The sequence below is a fragment of the Aquidulcibacter sp. genome (assembly GCF_044346625.1).
Taxonomy (GTDB): domain Bacteria; phylum Pseudomonadota; class Alphaproteobacteria; order Caulobacterales; family Aquidulcibacteraceae; genus Aquidulcibacter.
The window spans coordinates 1-21603 of sequence record NZ_JBIIYV010000028.1; the positions used below are offsets into that span (position 1 = coordinate 1).

General features: G+C 56.7%; 18 protein-coding genes. 14 read left to right on the top strand and 4 right to left on the bottom strand.

Annotated elements, in window-relative coordinates:
• The 6 genes from ACIQ20_RS08725 to hemA all read left to right on the top strand — a co-directional run.
• Window positions 1–3633 (top strand): magnesium chelatase subunit H (locus tag ACIQ20_RS08725; RefSeq protein ID WP_395779404.1); only part of this gene is annotated, 3633 nt, incomplete at its 5' end.
• Window positions 3634–3649: 16 nt separating this feature from the next.
• Window positions 3650–4582, top strand: coding sequence for a ferredoxin:protochlorophyllide reductase (ATP-dependent) iron-sulfur ATP-binding protein (gene bchL, locus ACIQ20_RS08730; protein ID WP_395779406.1), 933 nt, complete (start codon window positions 3650–3652; stop codon window positions 4580–4582).
• Window positions 4583–4597: 15 nt separating this feature from the next.
• Window positions 4598–5299 carry a magnesium protoporphyrin IX methyltransferase gene (gene bchM, locus ACIQ20_RS08735; RefSeq protein ID WP_395779408.1) on the top strand — a complete coding sequence of 234 codons (702 nt, stop codon included), beginning with the start codon at window positions 4598–4600 and terminating at the stop codon, window positions 5297–5299.
• Window positions 5296–5646, top strand: a complete 351-nt coding sequence (locus tag ACIQ20_RS08740) for a hypothetical protein (protein ID WP_395779410.1) — start codon at window positions 5296–5298, stop codon at window positions 5644–5646. Before bchM ends, ACIQ20_RS08740 begins: the two co-directional genes overlap by 4 nt.
• Entirely contained in the window at window positions 5643–6707 is a 1065-nt protein-coding gene (acsF, locus tag ACIQ20_RS08745; protein ID WP_395779412.1) for a magnesium-protoporphyrin IX monomethyl ester (oxidative) cyclase, read from the top strand. Before ACIQ20_RS08740 ends, acsF begins: the two co-directional genes overlap by 4 nt.
• Window positions 6708–6781: 74 nt before the next feature.
• Window positions 6782–8002, top strand: a complete 1221-nt coding sequence (gene hemA / locus ACIQ20_RS08750; protein WP_395779414.1) for a 5-aminolevulinate synthase — start codon at window positions 6782–6784, stop codon at window positions 8000–8002.
• Between the two features lie 169 nt (window positions 8003–8171).
• Here hemA and ACIQ20_RS08755 read toward each other — a convergent pair whose 3' ends face one another.
• Window positions 8172–9452, bottom strand: a complete 1281-nt coding sequence (locus ACIQ20_RS08755) for a DUF3422 family protein (protein ID WP_395779416.1) — start codon at window positions 9450–9452, stop codon at window positions 8172–8174.
• A 266-nt stretch (window positions 9453–9718) separates the two neighbouring features.
• Here ACIQ20_RS08755 and bchO point away from each other — a divergent pair, with 266 nt between their 5' ends.
• Entirely contained in the window at window positions 9719–10597 is an 879-nt protein-coding gene (gene bchO, locus ACIQ20_RS08760; protein WP_395779418.1) for an alpha/beta fold hydrolase BchO, read from the top strand.
• A gap of 156 nt (window positions 10598–10753) precedes the next feature.
• Window positions 10754–12304: a phytoene desaturase gene (locus ACIQ20_RS08765; RefSeq protein WP_395779420.1), complete on the top strand. Its 1551-nt coding sequence runs from the start codon at window positions 10754–10756 to the stop codon at window positions 12302–12304.
• On the opposite strand, the gene crtD is transcribed toward ACIQ20_RS08765, so the two are convergent.
• Both crtD and ACIQ20_RS08775 read right to left on the bottom strand, forming a co-directional pair.
• A complete protein-coding gene (crtD, locus tag ACIQ20_RS08770) occupies window positions 12301–13788 on the bottom strand; it encodes a 1-hydroxycarotenoid 3,4-desaturase CrtD (protein ID WP_395779422.1) in 1488 nt (495 codons plus the stop codon). The genes ACIQ20_RS08765 and crtD overlap by 4 nt on opposite strands.
• A complete protein-coding gene (locus ACIQ20_RS08775) occupies window positions 13785–14519 on the bottom strand; it encodes a hypothetical protein (protein ID WP_395779424.1) in 735 nt (244 codons plus the stop codon). Before ACIQ20_RS08775 ends, crtD begins: the two co-directional genes overlap by 4 nt.
• Window positions 14520–14648: 129 nt before the next feature.
• Between ACIQ20_RS08775 and ACIQ20_RS08780 the strand changes: the two genes are divergently transcribed.
• The 4 genes from ACIQ20_RS08780 to ACIQ20_RS08795 all read left to right on the top strand — a co-directional run bounded on the left by ACIQ20_RS08780 (window position 14649) and on the right by ACIQ20_RS08795 (window position 18533).
• Window positions 14649–16037, top strand: a complete 1389-nt coding sequence (locus tag ACIQ20_RS08780; RefSeq protein WP_395779426.1) for a cytochrome P450 — start codon at window positions 14649–14651, stop codon at window positions 16035–16037.
• Window positions 16034–17188, top strand: coding sequence for an ATP-grasp domain-containing protein (locus tag ACIQ20_RS08785; protein ID WP_395779428.1), 1155 nt, complete (start codon window positions 16034–16036; stop codon window positions 17186–17188). The genes ACIQ20_RS08780 and ACIQ20_RS08785 overlap by 4 nt, the downstream gene beginning before the upstream one ends.
• A 122-nt stretch (window positions 17189–17310) precedes the next feature.
• Window positions 17311–18363 (top strand): phytoene/squalene synthase family protein, encoded by a 1053-nt coding sequence (locus ACIQ20_RS08790; protein ID WP_395779430.1) that lies wholly within the window; start codon window positions 17311–17313, stop codon window positions 18361–18363.
• Window positions 18360–18533 carry a hypothetical protein gene (locus ACIQ20_RS08795; RefSeq protein WP_395779432.1) on the top strand — a complete coding sequence of 58 codons (174 nt, stop codon included), beginning with the start codon at window positions 18360–18362 and terminating at the stop codon, window positions 18531–18533. Before ACIQ20_RS08790 ends, ACIQ20_RS08795 begins: the two co-directional genes overlap by 4 nt.
• Here the strand turns inward: ACIQ20_RS08795 and ACIQ20_RS08800 are convergent.
• Window positions 18501–19463: a hydratase gene (locus ACIQ20_RS08800; RefSeq protein ID WP_395779434.1), complete on the bottom strand. Its 963-nt coding sequence runs from the start codon at window positions 19461–19463 to the stop codon at window positions 18501–18503. The genes ACIQ20_RS08795 and ACIQ20_RS08800 overlap by 33 nt on opposite strands.
• Before the next feature lie 98 nt (window positions 19464–19561).
• On the opposite strand from ACIQ20_RS08800, the gene ACIQ20_RS08805 reads away from it, so the two are divergent.
• Window positions 19562–20431 carry a polyprenyl synthetase family protein gene (locus ACIQ20_RS08805; protein WP_395779436.1) on the top strand — a complete coding sequence of 290 codons (870 nt, stop codon included), beginning with the start codon at window positions 19562–19564 and terminating at the stop codon, window positions 20429–20431.
• Window positions 20432–20437: 6 nt separating this feature from the next.
• Window positions 20438–21556 carry a methyltransferase gene (locus ACIQ20_RS08810; RefSeq protein WP_395779438.1) on the top strand — a complete coding sequence of 373 codons (1119 nt, stop codon included), beginning with the start codon at window positions 20438–20440 and terminating at the stop codon, window positions 21554–21556.
• Window positions 21557–21603 lie beyond the last annotated feature (47 nt).

A 21603-nucleotide genomic window follows, 5' to 3' on the forward strand; every position in this document is an offset into this window, starting at 1 on the left:
GTTGAACTTGTCATGCATGCCGCCACCGACTGGGCTGACAAGGCCGGGTCGCTTGAAGCGTGTCATCGCGACATCGCGAAAGGCGATATTATCCTCGTCTCCATGATGTTTATCGACGAGCATATCCAAGCTGTCTTGCCAGCTTTGGCTGCGCGCCGTGACCATTGCGATGCGCTGATCGGCATCATGTCAGCCGGCGAAGTCGTGAAAATGACCAAGCTTGGTAATTTCAGCATGAACGGCTCTGATAAGGGGCCGCTGGCCATGCTGAAACGCATGCGGGGCACAAAGACCAAAGCAGGCGGTAGTTCAGGCGCTGGCCAAATGGCCATGCTGCGTCGTTTGCCTAAGCTTTTGAAATATATTCCAGGTCCAGCTCAGGACTTGCGCAACTACTTTCTGACCATGCAATATTGGCTGTCGGGCTCGCAAGAAAATGTTGTGTCGATGGTCCAGAACCTCATCGGGCGCTACGCAGATGGGGAACGGCGTGCCTTGCGCTTGAAGATGCATGCAGCCGCACCAATCGATTATCCAGAAGTCGGCCTATTTCATCCCCATGCGGACAATCGCATCAGCGAACGCTTAGAGGATTTGCCAAAACTCAATCGCGAAATCAACGGAACTGTCGGCGTTCTGCTGCTACGTTCCTATGTTCTGTCCGATGACGCAGGACATTATGCTGGTGTGATTGAGGCTTTGGAGGCGCGCGGCCTCAAAGCGATCCCTGCTTTCGCTAGTGGCCTTGACGCCCGTCCGGCAATTGAAAAATTCTTCATGCGCGATGGGCGGGTTAGCGTTGACGCCATCGTGTCTCTGTCTGGGTTCTCGCTGGTTGGCGGCCCTGCTTACAATGATGCCGTTGCGGCCGAAAAAGTCTTGTCCGAACTTGATGTACCCTACATCTCGGCACAGCCGCTGGAATTTCAAACGCTGCAAGGCTGGGGCGGCTCTCACATGGGTCTAAACCCTGTTGAGTCCACCATCATGATCGCTATCCCCGAATTGGACGGCGCAACCGTTCCTGTGGTGTATGGTGGCCGCTCGGATGGAAAAGGTGTGGCTTGCACGGGCTGCAGCTATGGGTGCACGTTCGAGGAAGAAACCGGGCCAGCCAAAATGCGCGCTTGCCCCGAGCGGGCCGAGACTTTGGCCGACCGGGTCGCCAAGCTGGTGAAATTGCGCCGTTCAGAGCGTTCACGGCGGAACCTGGCGGTTGTGCTATTTAACTTCCCGCCCAATTCAGGTTCGGTTGGCTCGGCCGCATATCTTGCGGTATTCTCGTCCCTCTACAATACGCTGCAAACCCTGAAGTCTGAAGGATATGACGTCGAGGTTCCGGCCTCGGTTGATGCGCTTCGCGATCGCCTTCTAATCGGCAATGCAGCCCGGTTTGGCACGGACGCGAATGTGCATATCCGCATTCCCGTGGATGATCACGTCCGCCGCGAGCGGCACCTGGCCCAAATCGAGGGCCAATGGGGCCCAGCGCCTGGTCGGCAGCTCAGTGACGGGCGCTCCATCTTCGTTCTTGGCGCACAATTCGGGCGAGTCTTTGTCGGCCTGCAGCCAGGCTTTGGCTATGAAGGCGATCCCATGCGCCTGTTGTTCGAAGGGGGCTTCTCCCCAACCCATGCTTTCTCCGCCTTCTATCGCTATTTGCGCGAGGATTTTGCGGCCTCAGCTATTCTGCACTTTGGAACCCATGGCGCGTTGGAATTCATGCCCGGCAAGCAAGTCGGTTTGACGGGCGATTGCTGGCCAGAGCGATTGATCGGCGACATTCCGAATTTCTATCTGTACGCGGCCAACAACCCTTCAGAAGGCGCTTTGGCCAAACGTCGCGGTGGGGCCACGCTGATCAGCTATTTGACCCCGCCAATCGTGCAAGCTGGCCTCTATAAAGGCTTGCAAGATTTACGCGAAAGCATTGGACGCTGGCACGCGGCTAAGGGTGCGGATCAAACCGATCGCGACAGTCTGATTGAACTCATCCAAACTCAAGCCTCTGCTTTAGACTTGGCACCCGCTACCCCTGCTTGGCGTGGACCGTGCGCGGTTGAGATTGAAATATTACAAGCCCGCGTCAGTGAGTTGAATGACGCGCTAATCCCTGAAGGCTTGCATGTGATTGGCCAAGCCCCTTCGGTGGAGGAGCGCATTGACCTTCTTTTGGCGATGGCCAATGGCTTGCCAGATGCGGCTTTGACCCGCCCCGTCATCGAGTCGCTCGTCCATGGTGCGATGCCTGCTGAAGCCTTGGAAGCGGCTGGCATGAAATCCAACCGTACCCTGATTGAGCGGCTGGAGCACTTGGCTGAAAGCAATAAGCTTCTCGAAACCGACCATGAGCTGTCGTCGCTGATCCACGCGCTGGATGGCGGCTATATCCGTCCAGCACCTGGTGGGGATCTGGTTCGCACACCTGCGGTGTTGCCAACAGGACGCAATCTGCACGGCTTCGACCCGTTCCGTTTGCCAAGCGCCTACGCCACGCATGACGGCGCGCGGCAGGCCCGTAAACTGCTCGACCGTCATATGGATGAGACCGGCGCCTTCCCAGAAACCATCGCCATAGTTCTTTGGGGTTCTGACAATCTGAAGAGTGAAGGCAGCGCGATTTCCCAAGCGCTCTATCTGATGGGCACACGGCCACGGTTTGACAGCTATGGCCGCCTGTGTGGCGCAGAGCTTATTCCGCTGAAAGAGCTCGGCCGTCCTCGGATCGACGTGGTCATGACCTTGTCGGGCATTTTCCGCGATCTCTTAGCCTTGCAGACCCGCATGTTGGCAGAGGCAGCTTGGCTGGCCGCAAGCGCGGATGAGGCGGAAGACATGAATTTCATCCGCAAGCATGCTTTGGCCCAACAAGCCGAGAGCGGCTGTGATCTGGAAACCGCTTCTCTGCGCGTTTTCACCAATGCCGACGGGGCTTATGGTGCCAACGTCAATCAGATGATCGATGCCAGCTGCTGGACCGATGAGAATGAATTGGCCGAAGCCTATCAAAGCCGCAAATGCTTTGCTTATGGCCGCAAGGGCCCGCCCATGCGCCAGTCGGCTGTGCTGGAGGGCATTTTGAAAACGGTCGATCTGACCTATCAAGGCCTCGATTCCGTTGAGCTCGGCGTCACCACGATTGACCATTATGTCGATACGCTGGGCGGCATCACCAAGGCGGTCAAGCGTGCCCGCGGCGTCGATGTGCCTGTCTATATCTCGGACCAAACCCAAGGCGACGGCAAAATCCGCACATTGGCCGAGCAAGTCACCTTTGAGACCCACACCCGCATGCTGAACCCGCGTTGGTATGAAGGCTTGTTGTCGCATGGCTATGAAGGCGTGCGTCAGATCGAAGCCCAAGTCACCAACACAATGGGCTGGTCGGCTACGACCGGACAGGTTCAGCCTTGGGTCTATCAAAAAATCAGCGAGACTTATGTACTCGATGACGTCATGCGCCAGCGCATGGCCGCCCTCAATCCGAAAGCTTCCGCCCGGATGGCTAACCGCCTCCTGGAAGCCCACGCCCGCAATTATTGGCAGCCCGACAGCGCGACTTTGGAAGCGCTCCGCAATGCCAGTGATGAACTTGAAGACAATTTGGAAGGCATCGCAGCCGCCGCTGCCTGACCTAGGAGAAGTACCCATGGCTCTATTAGACCTACCCCGCGGCCTGAAACCCAGAGCGACCCCGATCACGCGCGCACCCTCACTGCGTGGTGATGGCGAAGGCAGCGTTCAGGTAGAGCTTGATCCCAATTTGCAGATTGGAAAAGCAAAGGTCTTTGCCATTTATGGCAAGGGCGGGATTGGCAAAAGCACGACGTCCTCGAATCTGTCGGCCGCCTTCTCCAAGCTAGGCAAGCGCGTTCTTCAAATCGGCTGCGATCCAAAGCATGACAGCACGTTTACTCTGACCAAACGTCTTGTGCCGACCGTCATCGATGTCCTCGAAAGCGTCGACTTCCACAGCGAAGAATTGCGCCCTGAAGATTATGTCTATGAAGGCTATAATGGCGTGATGTGCGTCGAAGCAGGCGGTCCGCCAGCGGGTACGGGTTGTGGCGGCTATGTCGTCGGTCAGACCGTGAAGCTTCTGAAGGAACATCATCTGTTGGAAGACACCGATGTGGTGATTTTCGACGTGCTGGGTGACGTGGTGTGCGGTGGATTTGCGGCCCCGTTGCAGCATGCCGAGCGGGCCTTGATCGTCACCGCTAATGATTTCGACTCCATCTTTGCAATGAACCGGATTTTGGCAGCCATTAAAGCCAAGTCGAAGAATTATGATGTGCGCTTGGGTGGCGTAATTGCCAACCGCAGCAAGGATACCGACGAAATCGACCGCTTCAATGCCGCCTGTGGCCTCGAACGCGTCGCGCATTTCCCGGACCTCGACGTCATTCGTCGGTCGCGTCTGAAGAAGTCGACCTTGTTTGAAATGGAACCCTCCCACGAGCTCGAGGCAGTTCAGAATGAATATCTTCGTCTGGCTGCCTCGTTGTGGGTCGGCACGAAGGAACTGAAGGCCGAGCCGATGAAGGACCGCGATATCTTTGATTTCCTCGGCTTTGATTGATCGGGAGCTTTGGACATGCTGACCACCACCTATGTTGAGCGCCGCCAACGCCTTGAGACCTATTTTGACCGCACGGCGTCAGATACCTGGGCGCAACTGACATCGACGGCACCTGTCAGCAAAATCCGCGCAACTGTGCGGGCTGGCCGCGACCAAATGCGCGAGATTTTGGTCTCTTGGTTGCCAGAATCCTTGACCGCCAAGCGCATTCTTGATGCAGGGTGCGGCACGGGTGCTTTGGCCGTGATTGCCGCCCATCGTGGCGCGGATGTGGTAGCGGTTGATGTCGCTGCTAGCCTTGTTTCGGTGGCTGGCGAACGGGCCCCTATTGATCCAGCACCGGGCACAATTGATTTCCGCGTTGGCGACATGTTGGACCCAGCCCATGGTTCCTATGACCATATCGTGTCGATGGATTCCTTGATCCATTACCCGCGCGACGAAATCATGACGGCTTTGGCATCCTTGGCATCTAGATGCACGGGCTCAATCGTCTTCACCTTTGCGCCAAAAACCCCGTTATTGACAATCATGCACGCCGTCGGCCTGTTGTTCCCACGGTCCGACCGAGCACCGGCGATTGAGCCTGTCAGCGAGGCTTTCCTGCGTAAGTCGGTGGCTTCTGACCCCCGCATGGCTGGCTGGAAAGTTGGCCGCAGTGCCCGTGTTGTCAGTGGCTTTTACACGTCGCAAGCGATGGAACTGGTGAGAGCATGACCAATTCGTATCTCCATCATCAGCAACCCGAGTTTTGGACCCTTCAGTGGCCTGAAGCCTTCAAGCGCGCGACGCATGTGACAACATGTACCATTGAGATTCAGCATGATGAGACTAGCCTCCATGCCCATGTCTCTCTGGACGATGATTCCATCCTCGGACCGGGCGACAAGATGATTGTCCAAGGACCCCCGATCCGGCTGTCGTTTGGTGAATCCTGCACTTTGCACCGGGGTGTCAAGATTATCCGCGCGACCGCCCTTGAAAGACTTTGGATCAAAGTCGCCTCTTACTTTGAGCTTTTTGAGCTCTATGAAGTCAGCTTCACACCGGGGAAACTGCCATGAACGCAGCCACTTTTGACGATTCCTATCTCGACACCACGCAACTGGCCAAAACCGACACGATGTTGAGCCCGCGGTTCTACACCACCGATTATGAGGCGATGGATAAGATCGATGTGTCCTCGGTTCGTGAGGAATGGGATCACATGCTTTCGGCCATGGCAGCCGACCCACGCCGCGGCCACTTCAAGCGCGATGCTGCGTTCGATAACCGGCTCGATGACTTGGATCCTGAATTGCGTCGTGAGTTTGTAGACTTTCTGGTCAGCTCCATCACCTCGGAGTTTTCCGGTTGCGTTCTTTACGCTGAGATCGTCAAGCGCGTGACCAATCCAGATATCAAAGCCTTGTTCAAATATATGGCCCGCGATGAATCGCGCCATGCAGGCTTTATCAATGAAACGCTAAAGGATTTTGGCATTGGCGTCGATTTGGGCTTTTTGACCAAGACCAAAAAATACACCTTCTTCAAGCCAAAGTTTATCTTCTATGCGGTCTATCTATCCGAAAAGATTGGCTATGCGCGCTACATCACCATCTTCCGGCAATTAGAGCGCAACCCGCAGCACAAATTCCATCCGATTTTCAATTGGTTCAAGGAATGGTGCAATGATGAATTCAGCCATGGCGAGGCTTTCGCCCTGATCATGCGCGCTGACCCAACTTTGTTGCAGGGTGCCAATAAGCTTTGGATCCGGTTCTTCCTATTGTCGGTCTATGCCACCATGTATGTGCGCGACCACGCCCGCCCAGCTTTCCACAAAGCCCTGGGGGTGAATCCAACCGACTATGATTATCAGGTCTTTTCCTTGACGACCGAGATTTCGAAGCAAGTCTTCCCAGTTATGCTAGACACCGATAATCCAGTTTTCCGCGCCGGGTTTGAGCGTCTTCGCATCCTTTCAGATAAGATCGATGCTGCCAAAGCCCAGGGCGGGTTCATGAACGGCCTAAAACGACTGGGGTGGACTGCGCAAGTCGGCGCGACCTTCGTCAGTCTCTATCTATTACCAACACTTTCGAATGAGCTACCCAGCAATGTTCGGCTGCAACCCGTTTGGTAAGTCGCTTGCCAAACAGATAACAAACGGCTTGGTGGTGGTGAAAGCACCGCTAGGCTGTCGGGAGGGGAAATAACATGGACTATCAAGCCTATTTCAACAGCCAGCTGGACGCACTACGTGCCGAGGGTCGCTATCGTGTTTTTGCTGACCTCGAGCGTCACGCAGGCCAGTTCCCGCGCGCGACGCGTCATACCGATGATGGCGTCCATGAAGTGACGGTTTGGTGTTCGAACGACTATTTGGGTATGGGCCAACATCCCAAAGTCCTCGCAGCCATGCATGAAGCCATCGATCGGTGTGGCGCGGGTGCGGGTGGCACGCGCAACATTTCAGGTACCAATCATTACCACATCTTGCTGGAGCAAGAGCTGGCCGACTTGCACGGTAAGGAAGCCGCCCTATTGTTCACGTCCGGCTATGTGTCGAACTGGGCGGCGTTGAGCACCTTGGCCAGCAAGATCCCCAATTGCGTTGTTGTTTCCGACGAAGGCAATCATGCCTCAATGATTGAAGGCATTCGCCACAGCCGCGCTGAAGTCCGCATCTTCAAACATAATGACACCGAAGATCTGGAGCACGTTCTGGCCAGCCTCCCGCCAGAACAACCTAAGTTGGTGGCCTTTGAGTCCGTTTACTCGATGGATGGCGATATCGCCCCGATTGCCGCCATTTGCGATGTCGCGGAAAAATATGGCGCGATGACTTATCTCGACGAAGTCCATGGCGTTGGTCTTTATGGCCCGCGCGGGGGTGGTGTCGCAGAGCGTGAAGGCCTGATGGACCGCCTGACCGTTATTGAAGGCACGTTGGGCAAAGCCTTTGGCGTCTTCGGTGGCTATGTCGCGGCCTCCACCGCCTTGTGCGACTTCATTCGCAGCTTTGCTTCTGGCTTTATCTTCACAACCGCTTTGCCGCCATCAGTGGCAGCGGGCGCGTGCGCCAGCATTCGTCATCTAAAGGCAAGTTCTGCAGAGCGCGAGCGTCATCAAGACCGCGTGGCCCACGTGCGCCGTCGCTTGGAGGCCGTTGGTATTCCTTGCATGGCCAATGACAGCCACATCATTCCGGTGATGGTTGGCGACCCGGTCAAATGCAAGATGATCAGCGACTGGCTGCTTGAGCGGTCGGGCATTTATATCCAGCCGATCAATTATCCGACCGTCCCCCGCGGCACAGAGCGGCTACGGATTACGCCATCGCCCTTGCACAGCGATGCCGATATTGAGCGTTTGGTAACGGCCCTGTCTGACTTGTGGCAACAATGCGCACTTGGTCGGGTTTCGGCTGCGGCTTAAGTCGAAAGCGACTTTGTTTATCGGATTTTAGCCATCCAGCTATTGAGTTGGATGGCTGTTCTTTCTTGGTGTATGGCCTCTGCCACCTGCCGGGTGAGCACAACCCAGCTTGCGCAGCAAGAATTGCCCCGCTGCTCTGAAGTGAGCAAAGCGATCGAAATCGCCCACCCTATTTCTCGCGCGACATATCCTTGCGCAATTGCCGCAAGATGAACCACACGCCCAGAACCACGACGGGGGCAGAAATCCCCGTGGCCGCCTTGGCGTTAAAGTGGAAGATGGTTTCAGAAAGGCCTTCCATCATGAATAGGATCAGTCCCAAGGAATAGTAAGAGATGGCAGCAACCGACAGGCCTTCAACGGTTTGTTGCAAGCGCAATTGCTCTTGGCTACGCCGATCCATGGAGGCTAAAAGTCCTACATTGATCGCTTCAGAGGCCACTTCAACCCGCGTGTTGAGCATCTGGGTCGTTCGAGCGATGCGTTCGATCACGTCGCGTTGGCGGTCGCCGACGGCAACGCAGGTTCGCATGGCAGGGGCTAAACGACGTTCCATAAAGTCAGAGATCGTCGGACGGCCCTCAATCGCCAGTTCACGCAATTGCCCGATCCGCTCTTGCACCAGCCCTTCATAGGCACGCGCGGCAGCAAAGCGATAGGTGGTGGCCCCAACCATGGCTTCGGCCGCACCCGCCAAAGCGGCAAGGCGCGACAAGAGATTGCGGTCTGCCTCGACGCCGCCTTCATCGGCAACTTGAATGGCCGAAGCCGCTGCCTCAGCTTCAAAGCGCGCCAAGGTCACAGAGGTGGAGTTTGCCAATGGAAAGGCCAGTAATGCCAACAGACGATAGGTCTCGATCTCAAACAATTGCTGTAGCACCCGCCCTGCGGTCACAGGATTTGGGTCAGACTGCACCATGACAAAGCGCGTGAAGGAATCAGGACCCGGGCGAAAGTCACTGAAGACATCAATCGAACCGTTTGCGACCCGCGCGGCGATAATATCGCTATCGGCAAAAGGCAAATGGTCGGGTGCCAGTGTCGACACCACGACATGGGCCGCGCCCAAAACTTCCCCGGGAAGGTCGGCCAGCCAGTCTTGTGGCAGAAGGTCTAAAGCCGTTGCCTCAAACATAAAGTCAGGCGTCGTGGGGCTGTCGCGAAACACAGTCCAGGTTGAGATTTCGGTATGTCGTTCCCACCGGAGCCGCCAAGTTCCACCGTCCACCACACACCAACGAGCATCAGGTCCGGGCTCTGACATACCAATTTTGCGACATAGGGCTGCCATATGGGCGCGGTCGGCACCCACGCCACCTTCGCCCGACATGGTGGCAATACGGGAAGCCAAATGCGGGGCTTGCACGGGGGTGGAGGGCCGCGCGTGCGCTTCGGCGAGAAGAAGGTCCCGTTGCGGGTGAAACTTCCATTGTAAACCTTGCCGTCTCATGCTGTTCTTTCTCCCAAGACCCGCCTGAACGGTCGTGCCTGCCATCGGTAACAGGCTTGTCATGTCGTAGCTCTGGCGTGCTTGTCTCTGGCAGTATAGCGACAAGCCGGTGTTTTAGGTGGTCACGGGATGATAGTAGTGGAACAATCGAGAATCGCGTTGATGCGAATTGCAGGTGACCACACTGTGGACATGGTCGATCCACTTACCAAGCCTGCCGCTGAAGGCTGCTTTGATTTTCCCTTGAGTCACACGGATCTGACCTGATGTACCAGAAGCCAAAGTGGAACCGTGAAGGGGTAAATTGGCCAAATCGTGAAAGCAGTCGCTTCATTCAAGTCGGCAATCAGAAATGGCATTTGCAGACGATCGGCCAAGGACCTCCGCTCCTGATGTTGCACGGCACAGGTTCGTCTTGTCATTCGTGGGCTGGCATCGTGCCACTGCTGGCGGCGCATTATACGTTGATCATGCCAGACCTACCCGGTCATGGCTTTACCCAAACACCGCCAGAAACTGGCCAGTCCCTTCCCGGAATGGCCGCTCTGCTACGAGACTTGTTATCGGCGTTGGACATTGAGCCCAAGATCGTCATTGGGCATTCGGCTGGCGCAGCGATCGCAGCCGAAATGACGTTAGCGGGCTATATCCATCCCCAAGCCATTATTGCCATTAATGGTGCCTTTCAGCCCTTTAAAGGCCTTCCCGCCCTGCTTTTCCCGGTTGCTGCCCACGTCTTGGGCCTCAACCCGATTACCATTTATGCGGTCGCAGAAGGGGCTAAAGATCGCCGACGGATTGAGAGGCTGATGCGGAGCACCGGTTCAGTCATTCCCGACGATATGCTGGCGCGCTATCGCGACTTGTTTACAGCCCCTGGCCATGTTGCAGGCTTGCTCGGCATGATGGCCAATTGGAACCTAGCCCCCTTAGTCAAGAATATGGCCAGCCTAAAGACGCCGCTTTACCTGCTTTCAGGTGCCAAGGATGCGGCCGTGACGCCGGCTAGCGCACAAGCCCTATGCCAAACAGTGCCGGAAGCCCGATTTATCAACATGCCGGAACTGGGCCATCTGGCGCATGAAGAAAATCCACACGCTGTTGCCGCTGTGGTACTGGCTGTTCTCGCGCCCTCTACGACCTAAATCTATCCTGCCTGAGGGCAAACGGGATTAATCTATGGTTTGCCGCACGGCCTGTGGTGTTCTGTTTGTGGTAGGGTATGTGCCGGCCCTTGAGTTTCCTCTTTTTCCGGAGGGGCTGGGTCTTGCGCCCACTCAAATTGCGGGTTTAATTGTCCAATGAACTTTACAACAAGACCTTCTGATTTCGCCTCAGCCCGCGCTGACACCCGCCCACACGCTATCGTTATTGGCGCTGGCTTCGGGGGGCTGGCTGCCGCCATCCGCTTGGGCGCAAAAGGCTATCGTGTCAGCCTCTATGAAAAGCTCGATGGCCCGGGTGGGCGCGGTTATGTCTATCGCCAAGACGGCTTCACCTTTGATGCTGGCCCGACCATCATCACTGCCCCCTTCATCTTTGAAGAATTGTGGAACCTCTGTGGCAAGACCCTCTCTGACCACGTGCAACTGCGCAGTATCGACCCGTTTTACAAGATCCGCTTTGATGATGGGACCGTCTTTGAGGCCACAGCCGATCTCGATGCGATGCGCAAGCAGATTGCCCGCTTTGAGCCGGACGACCTTGCGGGCTTTGATCGCTATATGGTGGCCAGTGAGGCGATTTATGATGAAGCCTTCACCAAACTGGTCGACCAGCCGTTTCATGAGCTGTCCACCCTATTCAAATCCGCGCCCGATTTGATCCGGCTGGGCGGGTTTAGAACTGTTTATGGCAAGGTCTCGGAATTCTTCAAGAATGAGAAGCTACGGGTGGCGTTCAGCTTCCATCCGCTGCTAATTGGCGGCAATCCATTTGCGACAACCTCTTATTATTGCCTGATCGCCCATCTGGAGCGTACCTATGGCGTTCATTACGCCCTGGGCGGAACCGGAGCCTTGGTTAAGGGCATGGTCGACCTCATTGAAGGTCACGGCAATCAGCTGATTTATGATACCGAAATCGACGAAATTCTGACAGAAAATGGTCGGGCGGCGGGGGTTCGTTTGGCGTCGGGGGAAATTGTTCCCGCAGATCTCGTGGTTTCCAACGCGGATTTGGGCTGGACCTATTCTAAACTTCTTCGCAATCAGCCGCGCAAGGTTTGGTCCGATGAGAAGATCGCGCGCGCCGATTATTCGATGAGTTTGTTTGTCTGGTATTTCGGGACCAACCGGAAGTTTGACGATTGTTATCAGCACACCATGGTTTTGGGGCCACGCTATCAGGAGTTGTTGACGGATATCTTCACCAAAAAGAAGCTGGCTGAAGATTTCAGCCTCTATCTGCATCGCCCAACGGCAAATGACCCCAGCCTCGCCCCAGAAGGCTGTGATGCATTTTATGTCTTGGCCCCGGTGCCGCATTTGGGGAGCGGCGTTGATTGGGCAAGGATGGCAGAGCCCTACCGCAAGAAGATCGAACAACGTCTGGCAGAAACCGTATTGCCTGGCCTGTCTGACGCGATCATCTCGTCCCATATGCTCACACCGCAAGACTTTCAGGATCGCCTGTTATCAACCAATGGTGCAGCCTTTGGCATGGAACCTAAATTGTTTCAAAGCGCTTGGTTCAGGCCCCATAACATCAGCTCAGACGTGCCAGGCCTCTATTTTGTTGGGGCTGGAACACATCCAGGCGCGGGGCTGCCCGGGGTGGTCTCGTCGGCCAAAGTGATTGATCGCCTGATCCCGCCAGCAACTGCTTGGGCTTCGAAAGTCAAAACGGCTTAATCGGTCAGAAAATCCGCCTGGAGGCGGGCAGCAGCAAGCCGCCCGGAAAGAGCTGCCATAGGGATACCTGGGCCCGGATGAGCAGAACCTCCGGCGAGGTAGAGGCCTTTGATGCCGCTGCGGGCACCGGGCCGTTGGAAACTGGCCATAGGTCCGTGATTGGCCCGGCCATAGAGCGCACCCCCACTTGCTGGGAACAGCGCATTAAACCCCTGTGGCGTTGTGGCTTGTTCGTGGTCGACAGATAGGCGCAGGCCACAGCTGGCCATCATGTCCCACGCGCTTTCCTTGGCTTGGGCTTCAGCCTCTGGGCCATAGGTTTGGCTGTCGCCATTGGCAGGCGCATTCATCAGGATCAACAGGCGTTCAGGCCTATCGGGTGGGGTGCACGCATCGTCACGGTCTTGCGCGCAGATATAGATCGTCGGGGCTTGCGGTGGCCGCTGCCGGACGAAGACGTCTTGAAATTCAGCTTTATAATCATTGGAAAACAGGACTGTATGATGGGCCAGGTCCAAACCGCTGGTGGTGGCAGTGGCGCACCAAGTGATGGCGGACTGGGATCGCTGGGGCAGGGCGACAGGCTTCGCCGCCGGGACGGCGTCGGGACCCAAGAGACCTCGGCCAAGGGCAGAGATGTCGCCATTGAACACAATGGCATCAGCTTGCATGGTCAAGCCACTCTTCAGCGCAATTCCGCTGACGCGCCCGTTGCGAGCCTCAATCCGCTCCACATCGGCTTGAAAATGGAACGTCACCCCTTGGCTGATAGCTAACGCCTCAAGAGCTTGTGCGACCTTGGCCATGCCGCCATCAACCCGCCAAACACCCTCTTGCTCCACATGGCTGACCAACATCAAAGTCGCCGGAGCCGCAAAGGGCGATGAGCCGCAATAGGTGGCATAGCGCCCGAACAATTGCTTGAGGCGTGAATCGCGGAAATAGGCCCCAAGTGCTCCCCACATCGTCTGATGCGGCGCTGTCTCCCACATTGCACCCAGCTTGTCGAAGCCAACGCGGGCAACAAGTTCGATAGGGTTCGGCCGTTGGCTTGCGATAAACGGGCCGCGCAAAGTCTCGTAGATTGAGGCGCTGCGCTTGCAGAAGGCCAGATAGCCTGCCGCATCTGCGGGCCCCGCGAAATCGCGAATAGCTTCCGCAGAGGCGTCGCGATCGGCAAACAGGTCCAGATTGCCGCCTTGGCACCACGCGTGACGGGCCAGAATTGTCGCAGGCAGCAAGGCAAGGTGATCATCGAGCGCGAGGCCCGCATCCTTAAACAGGCCGTCAAACACCCATTTCATCGTAAAGACGGTCGGCCCGCCGTCGATGGCGGTATCCCCGACCGGCACTTGGCGCATCTTACCACCAATAGTGGCAGCCCGCTCGACCACCTCAACCTGATGGCCTAGCCTGGCAAGGTCAATTGCGGCGGCAAGACCGCCCATCCCGGCGCCAATGACGATGACCTTCTTGGCTTTCACGAAGCCGCGCCTGCGGTCTGGTTTGCGCGAGCCCGCAGGCTCAACCTGATTTGACGGTGATGGTAGAGGATGATCGCAAGGCCGGTAACCAAAGGAATGGCCCATAGGCCTGGGTGCAAAGCGATAGAGGGCATCACGCGAACCGCGCCAAAGGCTGCAAACGCTGTATAGACCGAAATACCAGCCCCCACGATCGCTTTAACATGTTCCATCAAATAGACTTTCGGACCGGGTAAGGGGTTCAGCATAAAGAACAAATTGGTGCCCGCCGTTGCAAAGCCAATGATGGACATGCCCACCATCAGATACTGGCCAATCAAGACACCCTCTATGGCGCAGGCAAAGGCTGTTGCGACCAGAATGGGTTGCAGCGCGAGGTTTAGCCCCCGACGATTGGCAGCATGATTGGCCTTATTCTTGATCGTCTGAAGACCATACCAAGCGAGATTGATGGTCAAAACCGCCAAGTAAAGCATCATCACACCAAAAATTCCCCGCACAAAAACGGGGTCCTTCAGGTGCGGGTGGGTCCCCAAGGGGTCGACCAAGGTGCAAATGCTCAATAACAGGGCCACCGAGCCTGCGGCCAAAATCGACCATGCAAAAATTTTACCCAACAGTCGGTGATTGCGGCTACCCTTCTTGCCCAGAACCGGGATCCAAAAGCTGACCAGTCCAACCGTTCCAAACACAATGTGGATGGCAACCAACGTGTGAAACAAGGTAAGCATCACTGTCTATCCAGTCGAAAGCGTCTAGCGGGCTGGACATAGTGACGCGTCAAGCGTTAGGCTTCAAGGGGTTGAGCGCGGCTTTCTGCGGAGCGATCAAAATGAGTGGGCTGAGGTAGAAGGGTGGCGGTGGACGAACTTGACGCTCAAAGCGCGGTCTATACCCCGCCTCGGCCCGCGCCTATGGGGCCATTGGCCAGCTTGATCCGGGTGATCCGACAAGGCGATGGTGATCTGTTGAGCCTGATGCCAGCTGACGCTTACTTACTGCCGATGGGGCCATTGGGCTATTCGCGTCGCTCCATCCAGATTGTGAATGACCCGGCTTTAACCAAGCCCATTCTAGCGGACCCTGAGGATATCTTTCCCAAGAATGATTTGATGGTTGGCGCGCTAACGCCCTTGGTGGGCGACAGCATGTTTGTGTCCAGCGGGTCCTTGTGGCGTCAACAAAGGCGGATGATTGATCCGGCCTTTTCCCATATTCGACTGGCCAAAGCCTTTCCGTCTATGGTCGGCGCATTGGATGATTTTGAGGCGCGTCTGCAGGCCGCTGCCACATCGGGGCAGGAGATGTCACTCGACCTCGCCATGGGTCAATTGACCGCCGATATCATTTGCCGCACCGTTTTTTCGGCTTCCCTCGCCAATGACACAGCACGAGACGTATTTGAGTCCTTTGCCTTCTTTGAACGCAGTGTCGCCCATGTTGAATTGGTGCGTCTGATCTTCGGCAAGCCCTTTGATGATATCCCTCAACGGGCCGATGTTTTGGAGGCTTGCGCCCGGATTCGCGGCCATATCGGTCGTCTGCTCGACACCCATCTAGAGGCCGGGGCGACATTTGATGATATCGCAGCCGCTGTGATTGCGGCGCGCGATCTGGAGACCGATACCCACTTTACCCGCGAGGAGCTCATCGATCAATTAGGTGTGTTCTTCTTGGCCGGGCATGAAACAACCGCCAGCGCCTTGACCTGGGCCTTCTTCATAGCCGCGATGCAGCCCATTGTCGCCGATAAGGTTCAAGCTGAAGCCATGGCAGTTGCCGGCACCGGCCCGATTGAGTTCGATCATGTCAAGCGGCTCACCTATGCCCGCAACGTGTTTAAGGAGGCGTTGCGGCTTTATCCGCCTATCACCTTCATCCCGAGGGTGGCGGCGCGCGCGACCACGATTGGGACCAAGAAGATCAAGCGCGGGACCATGGTGATGATTGCGCCGTGGGCGGTGCATCGCCATCAGGCCTTGTGGCCAAATCCTGATCTGTTCGATCCAGACCGCTTTTTGCCAGAACGTGAGCATGAGATTGTGACCGGCTCTTACATCCCATTTGGGGCGGGCCCGCGCGTGTGTGTCGGCGCAGCCTTTGCCACCACAGAGGCGACATTGATCCTTGCTCGTATCTTGCGAAAGTATCGTTTTGACGTGCAACAGCCAGAACTTGTGCGCCCCGTCGCCCGGCTGACGACACGTCCGGCCCAAGAAGTCATGATCAAAGTTTCGGTGCGGGCATGAGCAAAACCGTCTTGCTGACCATTGGACGCTTGCCCAAAGCCTTGGACTTTGCGCGATCGTTTAAGGCCGCCGGCTGGCGCGTTCTGGTGGCGGAGCCCTTCAAGTCGCACTTAACCGGGGCCTCGAATTGCGTCGATCAGTGCTTTCAGGTGCCGCCGCCCTCGAAGGGTAAAGAAGCCTATCTGACGGCACTTCTGCGCGTGATCGAGGATGAAGCGGTAGATCTGCTCCTGCCTTTATCAGAGGAAACCATGCATGTGGCGCATTTAGCGGGGCGACTGCCCGCGCAAACCCGCCTCTATGCCCCGCCGGTCGACCGCCTTTTGGCGCTTCACGATAAGGCGCGCTTTCCCGCAATAGCGCGCCATCATGGCTTGGATGTCCCGGAAACAGCCTTGATCGAAAGCCCTGAAGCACAAGGGATCGCCGACGCCCATGATTTTGTCGTCAAGCCAATTTTCTCGTGCTCTGGCCGTGCGGTCAGTTTGCACGCGGCGCGCACATCCTTGATCGCCATTGCTGCTAACCTATCCGAGCGCGCGGTCGTGCAAGTCCAGTTAAAGGGCAAACAATATAGCACCTTTGCCATGGCTCAGGCTGGTGAAGTCTTGATCAATGTCATCTATCAAGGGGCCGTCATGACCGGCAGCGTCGCTGTTGCTTTTGAGCGCGTCGAACTTCCGGCGATCGAAAAATGGGTCAAAACCTTTGTGCAACGAGAAAATCATACTGGCTTCATCTCGTTCGACTTCTTCGTTGATGAGGAGGGAAAAGCTTGGGCCATTGAATGTAATCCCCGTGTGACCAGCGGCGTCCATTTCGTTGAGACCGAAGATTTGGCCCTGGCCATCTTTGAGCCGGGCGCCAAGCCGATCCGGTTCAAACAGAGGGCGTTGATGCAGCAATTTTATCCGACGCTGACGGAGGTTCAGGCCGCAATGTTTAAAGGACCCCATTATTGGGAGCGCTTAAAAGTGCTGCGCACCGCCCAAGATGTAACGTGGGATGCCCGTGACCCAATGCCCTTTATCACCATGCCGATCACGGCGTTCTCGATCATCGCTTTGTCGATCCGGCAACAACAGACTTTCGGCCAAGTCTCCACCCAGGACATTTCGTGGTTCGAGGGTGCGTATTTGGAGGCGGGCTAATGGCGTGCTTGCCTAGATTTTCAGTCCATGATTAGTTGCAGGGAGCGGACTTTGAACTTTAAACAACAGATTGGATGGGCATGCTGAGTATCGCGGCCGAAAGCTTAGATAGGAACGAGCCCATGGCTGGGACCCCTACCTATGCCACCCCGTCGGATCGAGCGGCGTGCCGGGACCTGATTAAAACAGGGTCACACTCCTTTTACTCCGCGTCCTTGCTGCTGCCCGAGGCGCTGCGTGAAGCAGCCTATGCGCTTTATGGCTTCTGCCGTTTGTCTGATGATGCCGTTGATGTGGAGAATGGCCAAGGTGACGCGATTGCGCGCCTGCGCGGGCGCCTCGATGGCGTTTATTCGGGCCGTCCCCAGACCGAAGCCGCCGACCGCTGCCTTGCCGATGTCGTGCGTGCTTATGGCATTCCACGCGCGGTGTTTGATGCGTTGTTGGAGGGCTTTGAATGGGATGTCGCACAGCGCACCTATGAAACCTTGGCTGATGTCGAAGAGTATGGGGAGCGCGTCGCAGGATCAGTCGGTGCGATGATGGCTGCCTTAATGGACGTGCGCGGTGCCGCCATGGTCGAGCGCGCCTGTGATCTCGGCGTCGCCATGCAATTGACCAATATTGCGCGCGACATCGGTGAAGATGCCCGGCAGGGCAGGCTCTATATCCCGCGTGCTTGGCTGCGAGAAGTGGGGATTGAGCCTGAATCCTGGCTCTCCCAACCTGACTTTTCACCAGCGATTGCTGTTTTGACGGAGCGCTTGTTGGCGCGCGCAGAAGAACTTTACCGCCGCGCGGACCAGGCCATCGCGCGCCTGCCCGCAACCGTTCGCCCTGCCATTTATGCTGCCCGCTTGCTCTATGCCGAGATTGGCAAAGTCATTCGTGCTCAAGGCTATGATTCAGTTTCCAAGCGCGCCAGCACCACGGCTGCCCGCAAGGCTTGGCTGGTTGGGGCAGCGATGCAGCGGGCGGCACGTCCGGCACCGAAGGGCGAGTTGTCGATTGCCCGTGGCGTGGGTAGGCCATTGGTGGCGGCGATTGTTCAGTCCCCGCCGGGCTTTGGGCCAGCCAACAAGCGCAAGCAAAGTGTGACGGACGATCTCAATTGGGTCATGGATCTATTCTCGGACCTTGAAATGCGTGATCGAACAGGGAGCCGTAGCCGATGACATTTAATCCTTTGCTCTTGGAGGTTTTTTTCGGCATTGCGATTTTAGGCTTTGCCATTTGGCAGGTCATCTCGCTATCACCGAAAAGGATCGCAGCTGAAGAAGCCAAAAAACAGGCCGAGGCGGAAAAAGCCGCTTTAGAAAAATCTTCTGGGCATACGGAAGGGTAACATGGCCCGCACGATCGGCATTTTCAGCCGATCAAGGTTCAAGGTTTCATGCATCATCACGACGCGCTCGCCCTCAAGTCGGCTTTCTAGTGCAGAGCGGGCATAAAATGGCGTATCCTCCAGCGTCTTGATCACGCGAGCCGGCGCGGGTCCATCGGACCAAGCTTCGCGATCAATGCCCCAGAAAGTTCTGTCCAATCCCTGTTGCTTGGTTGGTGACGTTTCTGAAACCGTCCCGTCATGGCTTACTTTGAGGAATGTCGCGCGCCTTGGCCCGGACCGATTGGTGACGTCATAGAACAGCCGCAAGTCTTCCCCGCGGTGGGCCCGCCCCCAATGCCAATGCGCAAAGGCCCGCTCCAAAGGCTCTTGGCCGGCATTGCTATCAAAATAGCCGTCGCCCGACCAAGACAGGTTTGGGCTGTCAAAGCTAAGTTCAACGCGGGCTTTGGGCGCGAGGGGGCGCCACGAATGCCGACCGTTTAGGTCAAGATCATAACTGGCTTGCGTCTCAACTTCAGGAATCAGCCGTATACGACCCTTGAGGCGTGACGGAATAGGCATGCAAACTTCAAAGATATCCACCACCACTTCGCTTCCAGTATGCTGAAGGGAACTTGGTCCAACGGCAAAGTGGTGTGCACTGCGATCTAATTGATCTGCCCGCCTTTCGGTCATGGCCCATCGGCCTCCTGCTCCGTCCAATCGGTAGAGGGCCACATTGATCGCACAATGGTCGAACGGATTTTTCCAGCCAGACCAAGCATAATAAGGGGAAAACACACTGCCGATGAAGGCAATCAAGGTTAAACCATACTTGCCATCGTCACTTACCGCATCGAGATACCACCAAATATAACCACCATCGCCGCCCACTGGGGCGGTGAAATTAGGGCCGCGGAGGCTTTGATCGGGAGACAGCTGCACCATTAAGACTTTAGTTCCATGCAAAACCGTTACAAAGTCAATTGACCTAGACGCTAACATGTGTCCAAATCATGTGACAGATTGAGGTTGGAGAGCGAAATATGTCGCATACAGCACGGATTGAGCGGGCTTTGGAAGCCGCTGTGGCCATGGGTCAGGCGGATGATGCAGCGCCTGGATTGGCAGCTGCCCTGCGTTATGCCGTTTTCCCGGGTGGCGCACGGGTGCGCCCGCAACTTTGCTTGGCTGTCTCTGCCGCTTGTGGCGGCTCAAGTCCTGATCTGGCCGATGCCGCTGCGGCCGCGATTGAGCTTCTCCATTGTGCGTCTTTGGTCCACGACGATTTACCCTGCTTTGATGATGCTGACCTGCGGCGCGGCAAACCAACTGTGCATGCGAAGTTTGGCGTGCCCTTGGCGCTTCTGACCGGTGACGCTTTGATTGTGATGGCATTTGAGGTCCTGGCGCGCGCTGGCGTGCAGGACCCCGCCAGACTGCCGGGCTTGATTTCCTGCATCGCGCGCGGTGTTGGTGCGCCCTATGGGATTGTGGCAGGCCAGGCTTGGGAGTGTGAGACTTCAGCTCCCGTTGATGCTTATCATCAGGCCAAGACCGGTGCCTTGTTTGTGGCGGCAACCACTGCCGGCGCATTGGCTGCGGGTGCCGACCCCGCGCCTTGGCGCGCCTTGGGTGAAGGCTTGGGGGCCGCTTATCAGGTCGCCGATGATCTTTTGGATGCGCTGGGTGACTGTGAGGAATCTGGCAAGACAAGCGGTCGAGACCATGCGCTGCAACGGCCAAGTGCTGTGACGTCACTCGGTGTACATGGCGCTGTGGCCTTGTTGGAATCGCATTTGGATCGTGCGGCCCAATCCATTCCAGAGTGTGCCGGGGCCAAAGCCCTGCGCGAGACGGTTCGGGTTCAGGCGACACGCCTTGTGCCAAAGCAACTTGCCCGCAGCGCTGCCTAGACATCCATGATACCGCGCTCCTGGCTTGATGCTTGGACAGCATGGCGCAATCGCTTGGTTTCTAGTCCAAGCTTTCAGCGCTGGGCTGCTGGCTTTTTCCTGACCCGTCCGATCGCGCACCAAAGCGCTGATCGCCTGTTTGGTTTGGTGGCAGGCTTTGTTTATTCTCAAGTTTTGCTTGCTTGCGTGCAATTGCGCTTGCCTGAAAAGCTCGCCGAAGGTCCAAAGACGACCCAAGCTTTGGCAGAAGCCATGGATCTGCCACTCGACTCTGCGGCGCGGCTTTTGTTGGCGGCCCAATCCCTTGATCTGGTAGAGCTGGCGGGCCCAGATCGTTACGCGCTTGGCATGCAGGGAGCAGCGCTTCTCGGCAATGCCGGTCTGGGCGATATGATCCGCCATCATGCCCTGTTTTATGCCGACCTTGCCGACCCAGTTGCCTTGTTGAAGCAAGGCGGTGGGCAGGGGCAATTGGCCTCCTTCTGGCCGTATGCCGCTTATGATCGACCCGATCAGACGAAAGTGGATGCGATCTCTCCCTATTCGGCCTTGATGGGCGCGACCCAGCCCATGATTGCTAGCGACATTTTGGCTGCCTATCCATTGACCCAACATCAGGTCCTTATGGATGTCGGTGGGGGTGAGGGGGCTTTTGCGTTAGCGGCTGCGCATCACGCGCCGCATGTGCAGGTGCGTGTCTTCGACTTGCCTGCTGTGGCTGACCGGGCGCGCGCAGCGTTTGATGTCCGCCAATTGGGGGATCGGGCGCAGGCGATCGGCGGCAACTTTCTCGATGGCGTTCTGCCAAAGGGCGCTGACGTTATCTCCCTTGTCCGCATTCTGCACGACCATGATGATGCGACGGTAATGAAGCTCCTGCGCGCTGCCCATGCGGCGCTGCCGCCAAATGGTGTCTTGATGATTGCGGAGCCAATGTCCGCTTTTCCAACACAAGACCCCATGGCTGAGGCCTATTTTGGCTTCTATTTGATGGCAATGGGTCGGGGTCGAGCCCGCACGCCGGCCGAGATTAGTGCCATGGCACGCGCAGCTGGCTTTAGCCGCATCGTGAACAAACCGACCAGAACCCCGATGCTGGTCCGTGTCTTAATCGCCCATCCCTGATCGATTCACGGTAAAAGCCTCACTTTTTGGGCCTTTTTGTCCCAAAA

Excerpts from the sequence above, each read along its gene's own strand:
- bchL (WP_395779406.1), top strand. The coding sequence starts at position 3,650 with ATGGCTCTATTAGACCTACCCCGCGGCCTGAAACCCAGAGCGACCCCG.
- bchM (WP_395779408.1), top strand. The coding sequence starts at position 4,598 with ATGCTGACCACCACCTATGTTGAGCGCCGCCAACGCCTTGAGACCTAT.
- ACIQ20_RS08740 (WP_395779410.1), top strand. The coding sequence starts at position 5,296 with ATGACCAATTCGTATCTCCATCATCAGCAACCCGAGTTTTGGACCCTT.
- acsF (WP_395779412.1), top strand. The coding sequence starts at position 5,643 with ATGAACGCAGCCACTTTTGACGATTCCTATCTCGACACCACGCAACTG.
- hemA (WP_395779414.1), top strand. The coding sequence starts at position 6,782 with ATGGACTATCAAGCCTATTTCAACAGCCAGCTGGACGCACTACGTGCC.
- ACIQ20_RS08755 (WP_395779416.1), bottom strand. The coding sequence starts at position 9,452 with ATGAGACGGCAAGGTTTACAATGGAAGTTTCACCCGCAACGGGACCTT.
- bchO (WP_395779418.1), top strand. The coding sequence starts at position 9,719 with ATGTACCAGAAGCCAAAGTGGAACCGTGAAGGGGTAAATTGGCCAAAT.
- ACIQ20_RS08765 (WP_395779420.1), top strand. The coding sequence starts at position 10,754 with ATGAACTTTACAACAAGACCTTCTGATTTCGCCTCAGCCCGCGCTGAC.
- ACIQ20_RS08775 (WP_395779424.1), bottom strand. The coding sequence starts at position 14,519 with ATGCTTACCTTGTTTCACACGTTGGTTGCCATCCACATTGTGTTTGGA.
- ACIQ20_RS08785 (WP_395779428.1), top strand. The coding sequence starts at position 16,034 with ATGAGCAAAACCGTCTTGCTGACCATTGGACGCTTGCCCAAAGCCTTG.
- ACIQ20_RS08790 (WP_395779430.1), top strand. The coding sequence starts at position 17,311 with ATGGCTGGGACCCCTACCTATGCCACCCCGTCGGATCGAGCGGCGTGC.
- ACIQ20_RS08795 (WP_395779432.1), top strand. The coding sequence starts at position 18,360 with ATGACATTTAATCCTTTGCTCTTGGAGGTTTTTTTCGGCATTGCGATT.
- ACIQ20_RS08800 (WP_395779434.1), bottom strand. The coding sequence starts at position 19,463 with ATGGTGCAGCTGTCTCCCGATCAAAGCCTCCGCGGCCCTAATTTCACC.
- ACIQ20_RS08805 (WP_395779436.1), top strand. The coding sequence starts at position 19,562 with ATGTCGCATACAGCACGGATTGAGCGGGCTTTGGAAGCCGCTGTGGCC.
- ACIQ20_RS08810 (WP_395779438.1), top strand. The coding sequence starts at position 20,438 with ATGATACCGCGCTCCTGGCTTGATGCTTGGACAGCATGGCGCAATCGC.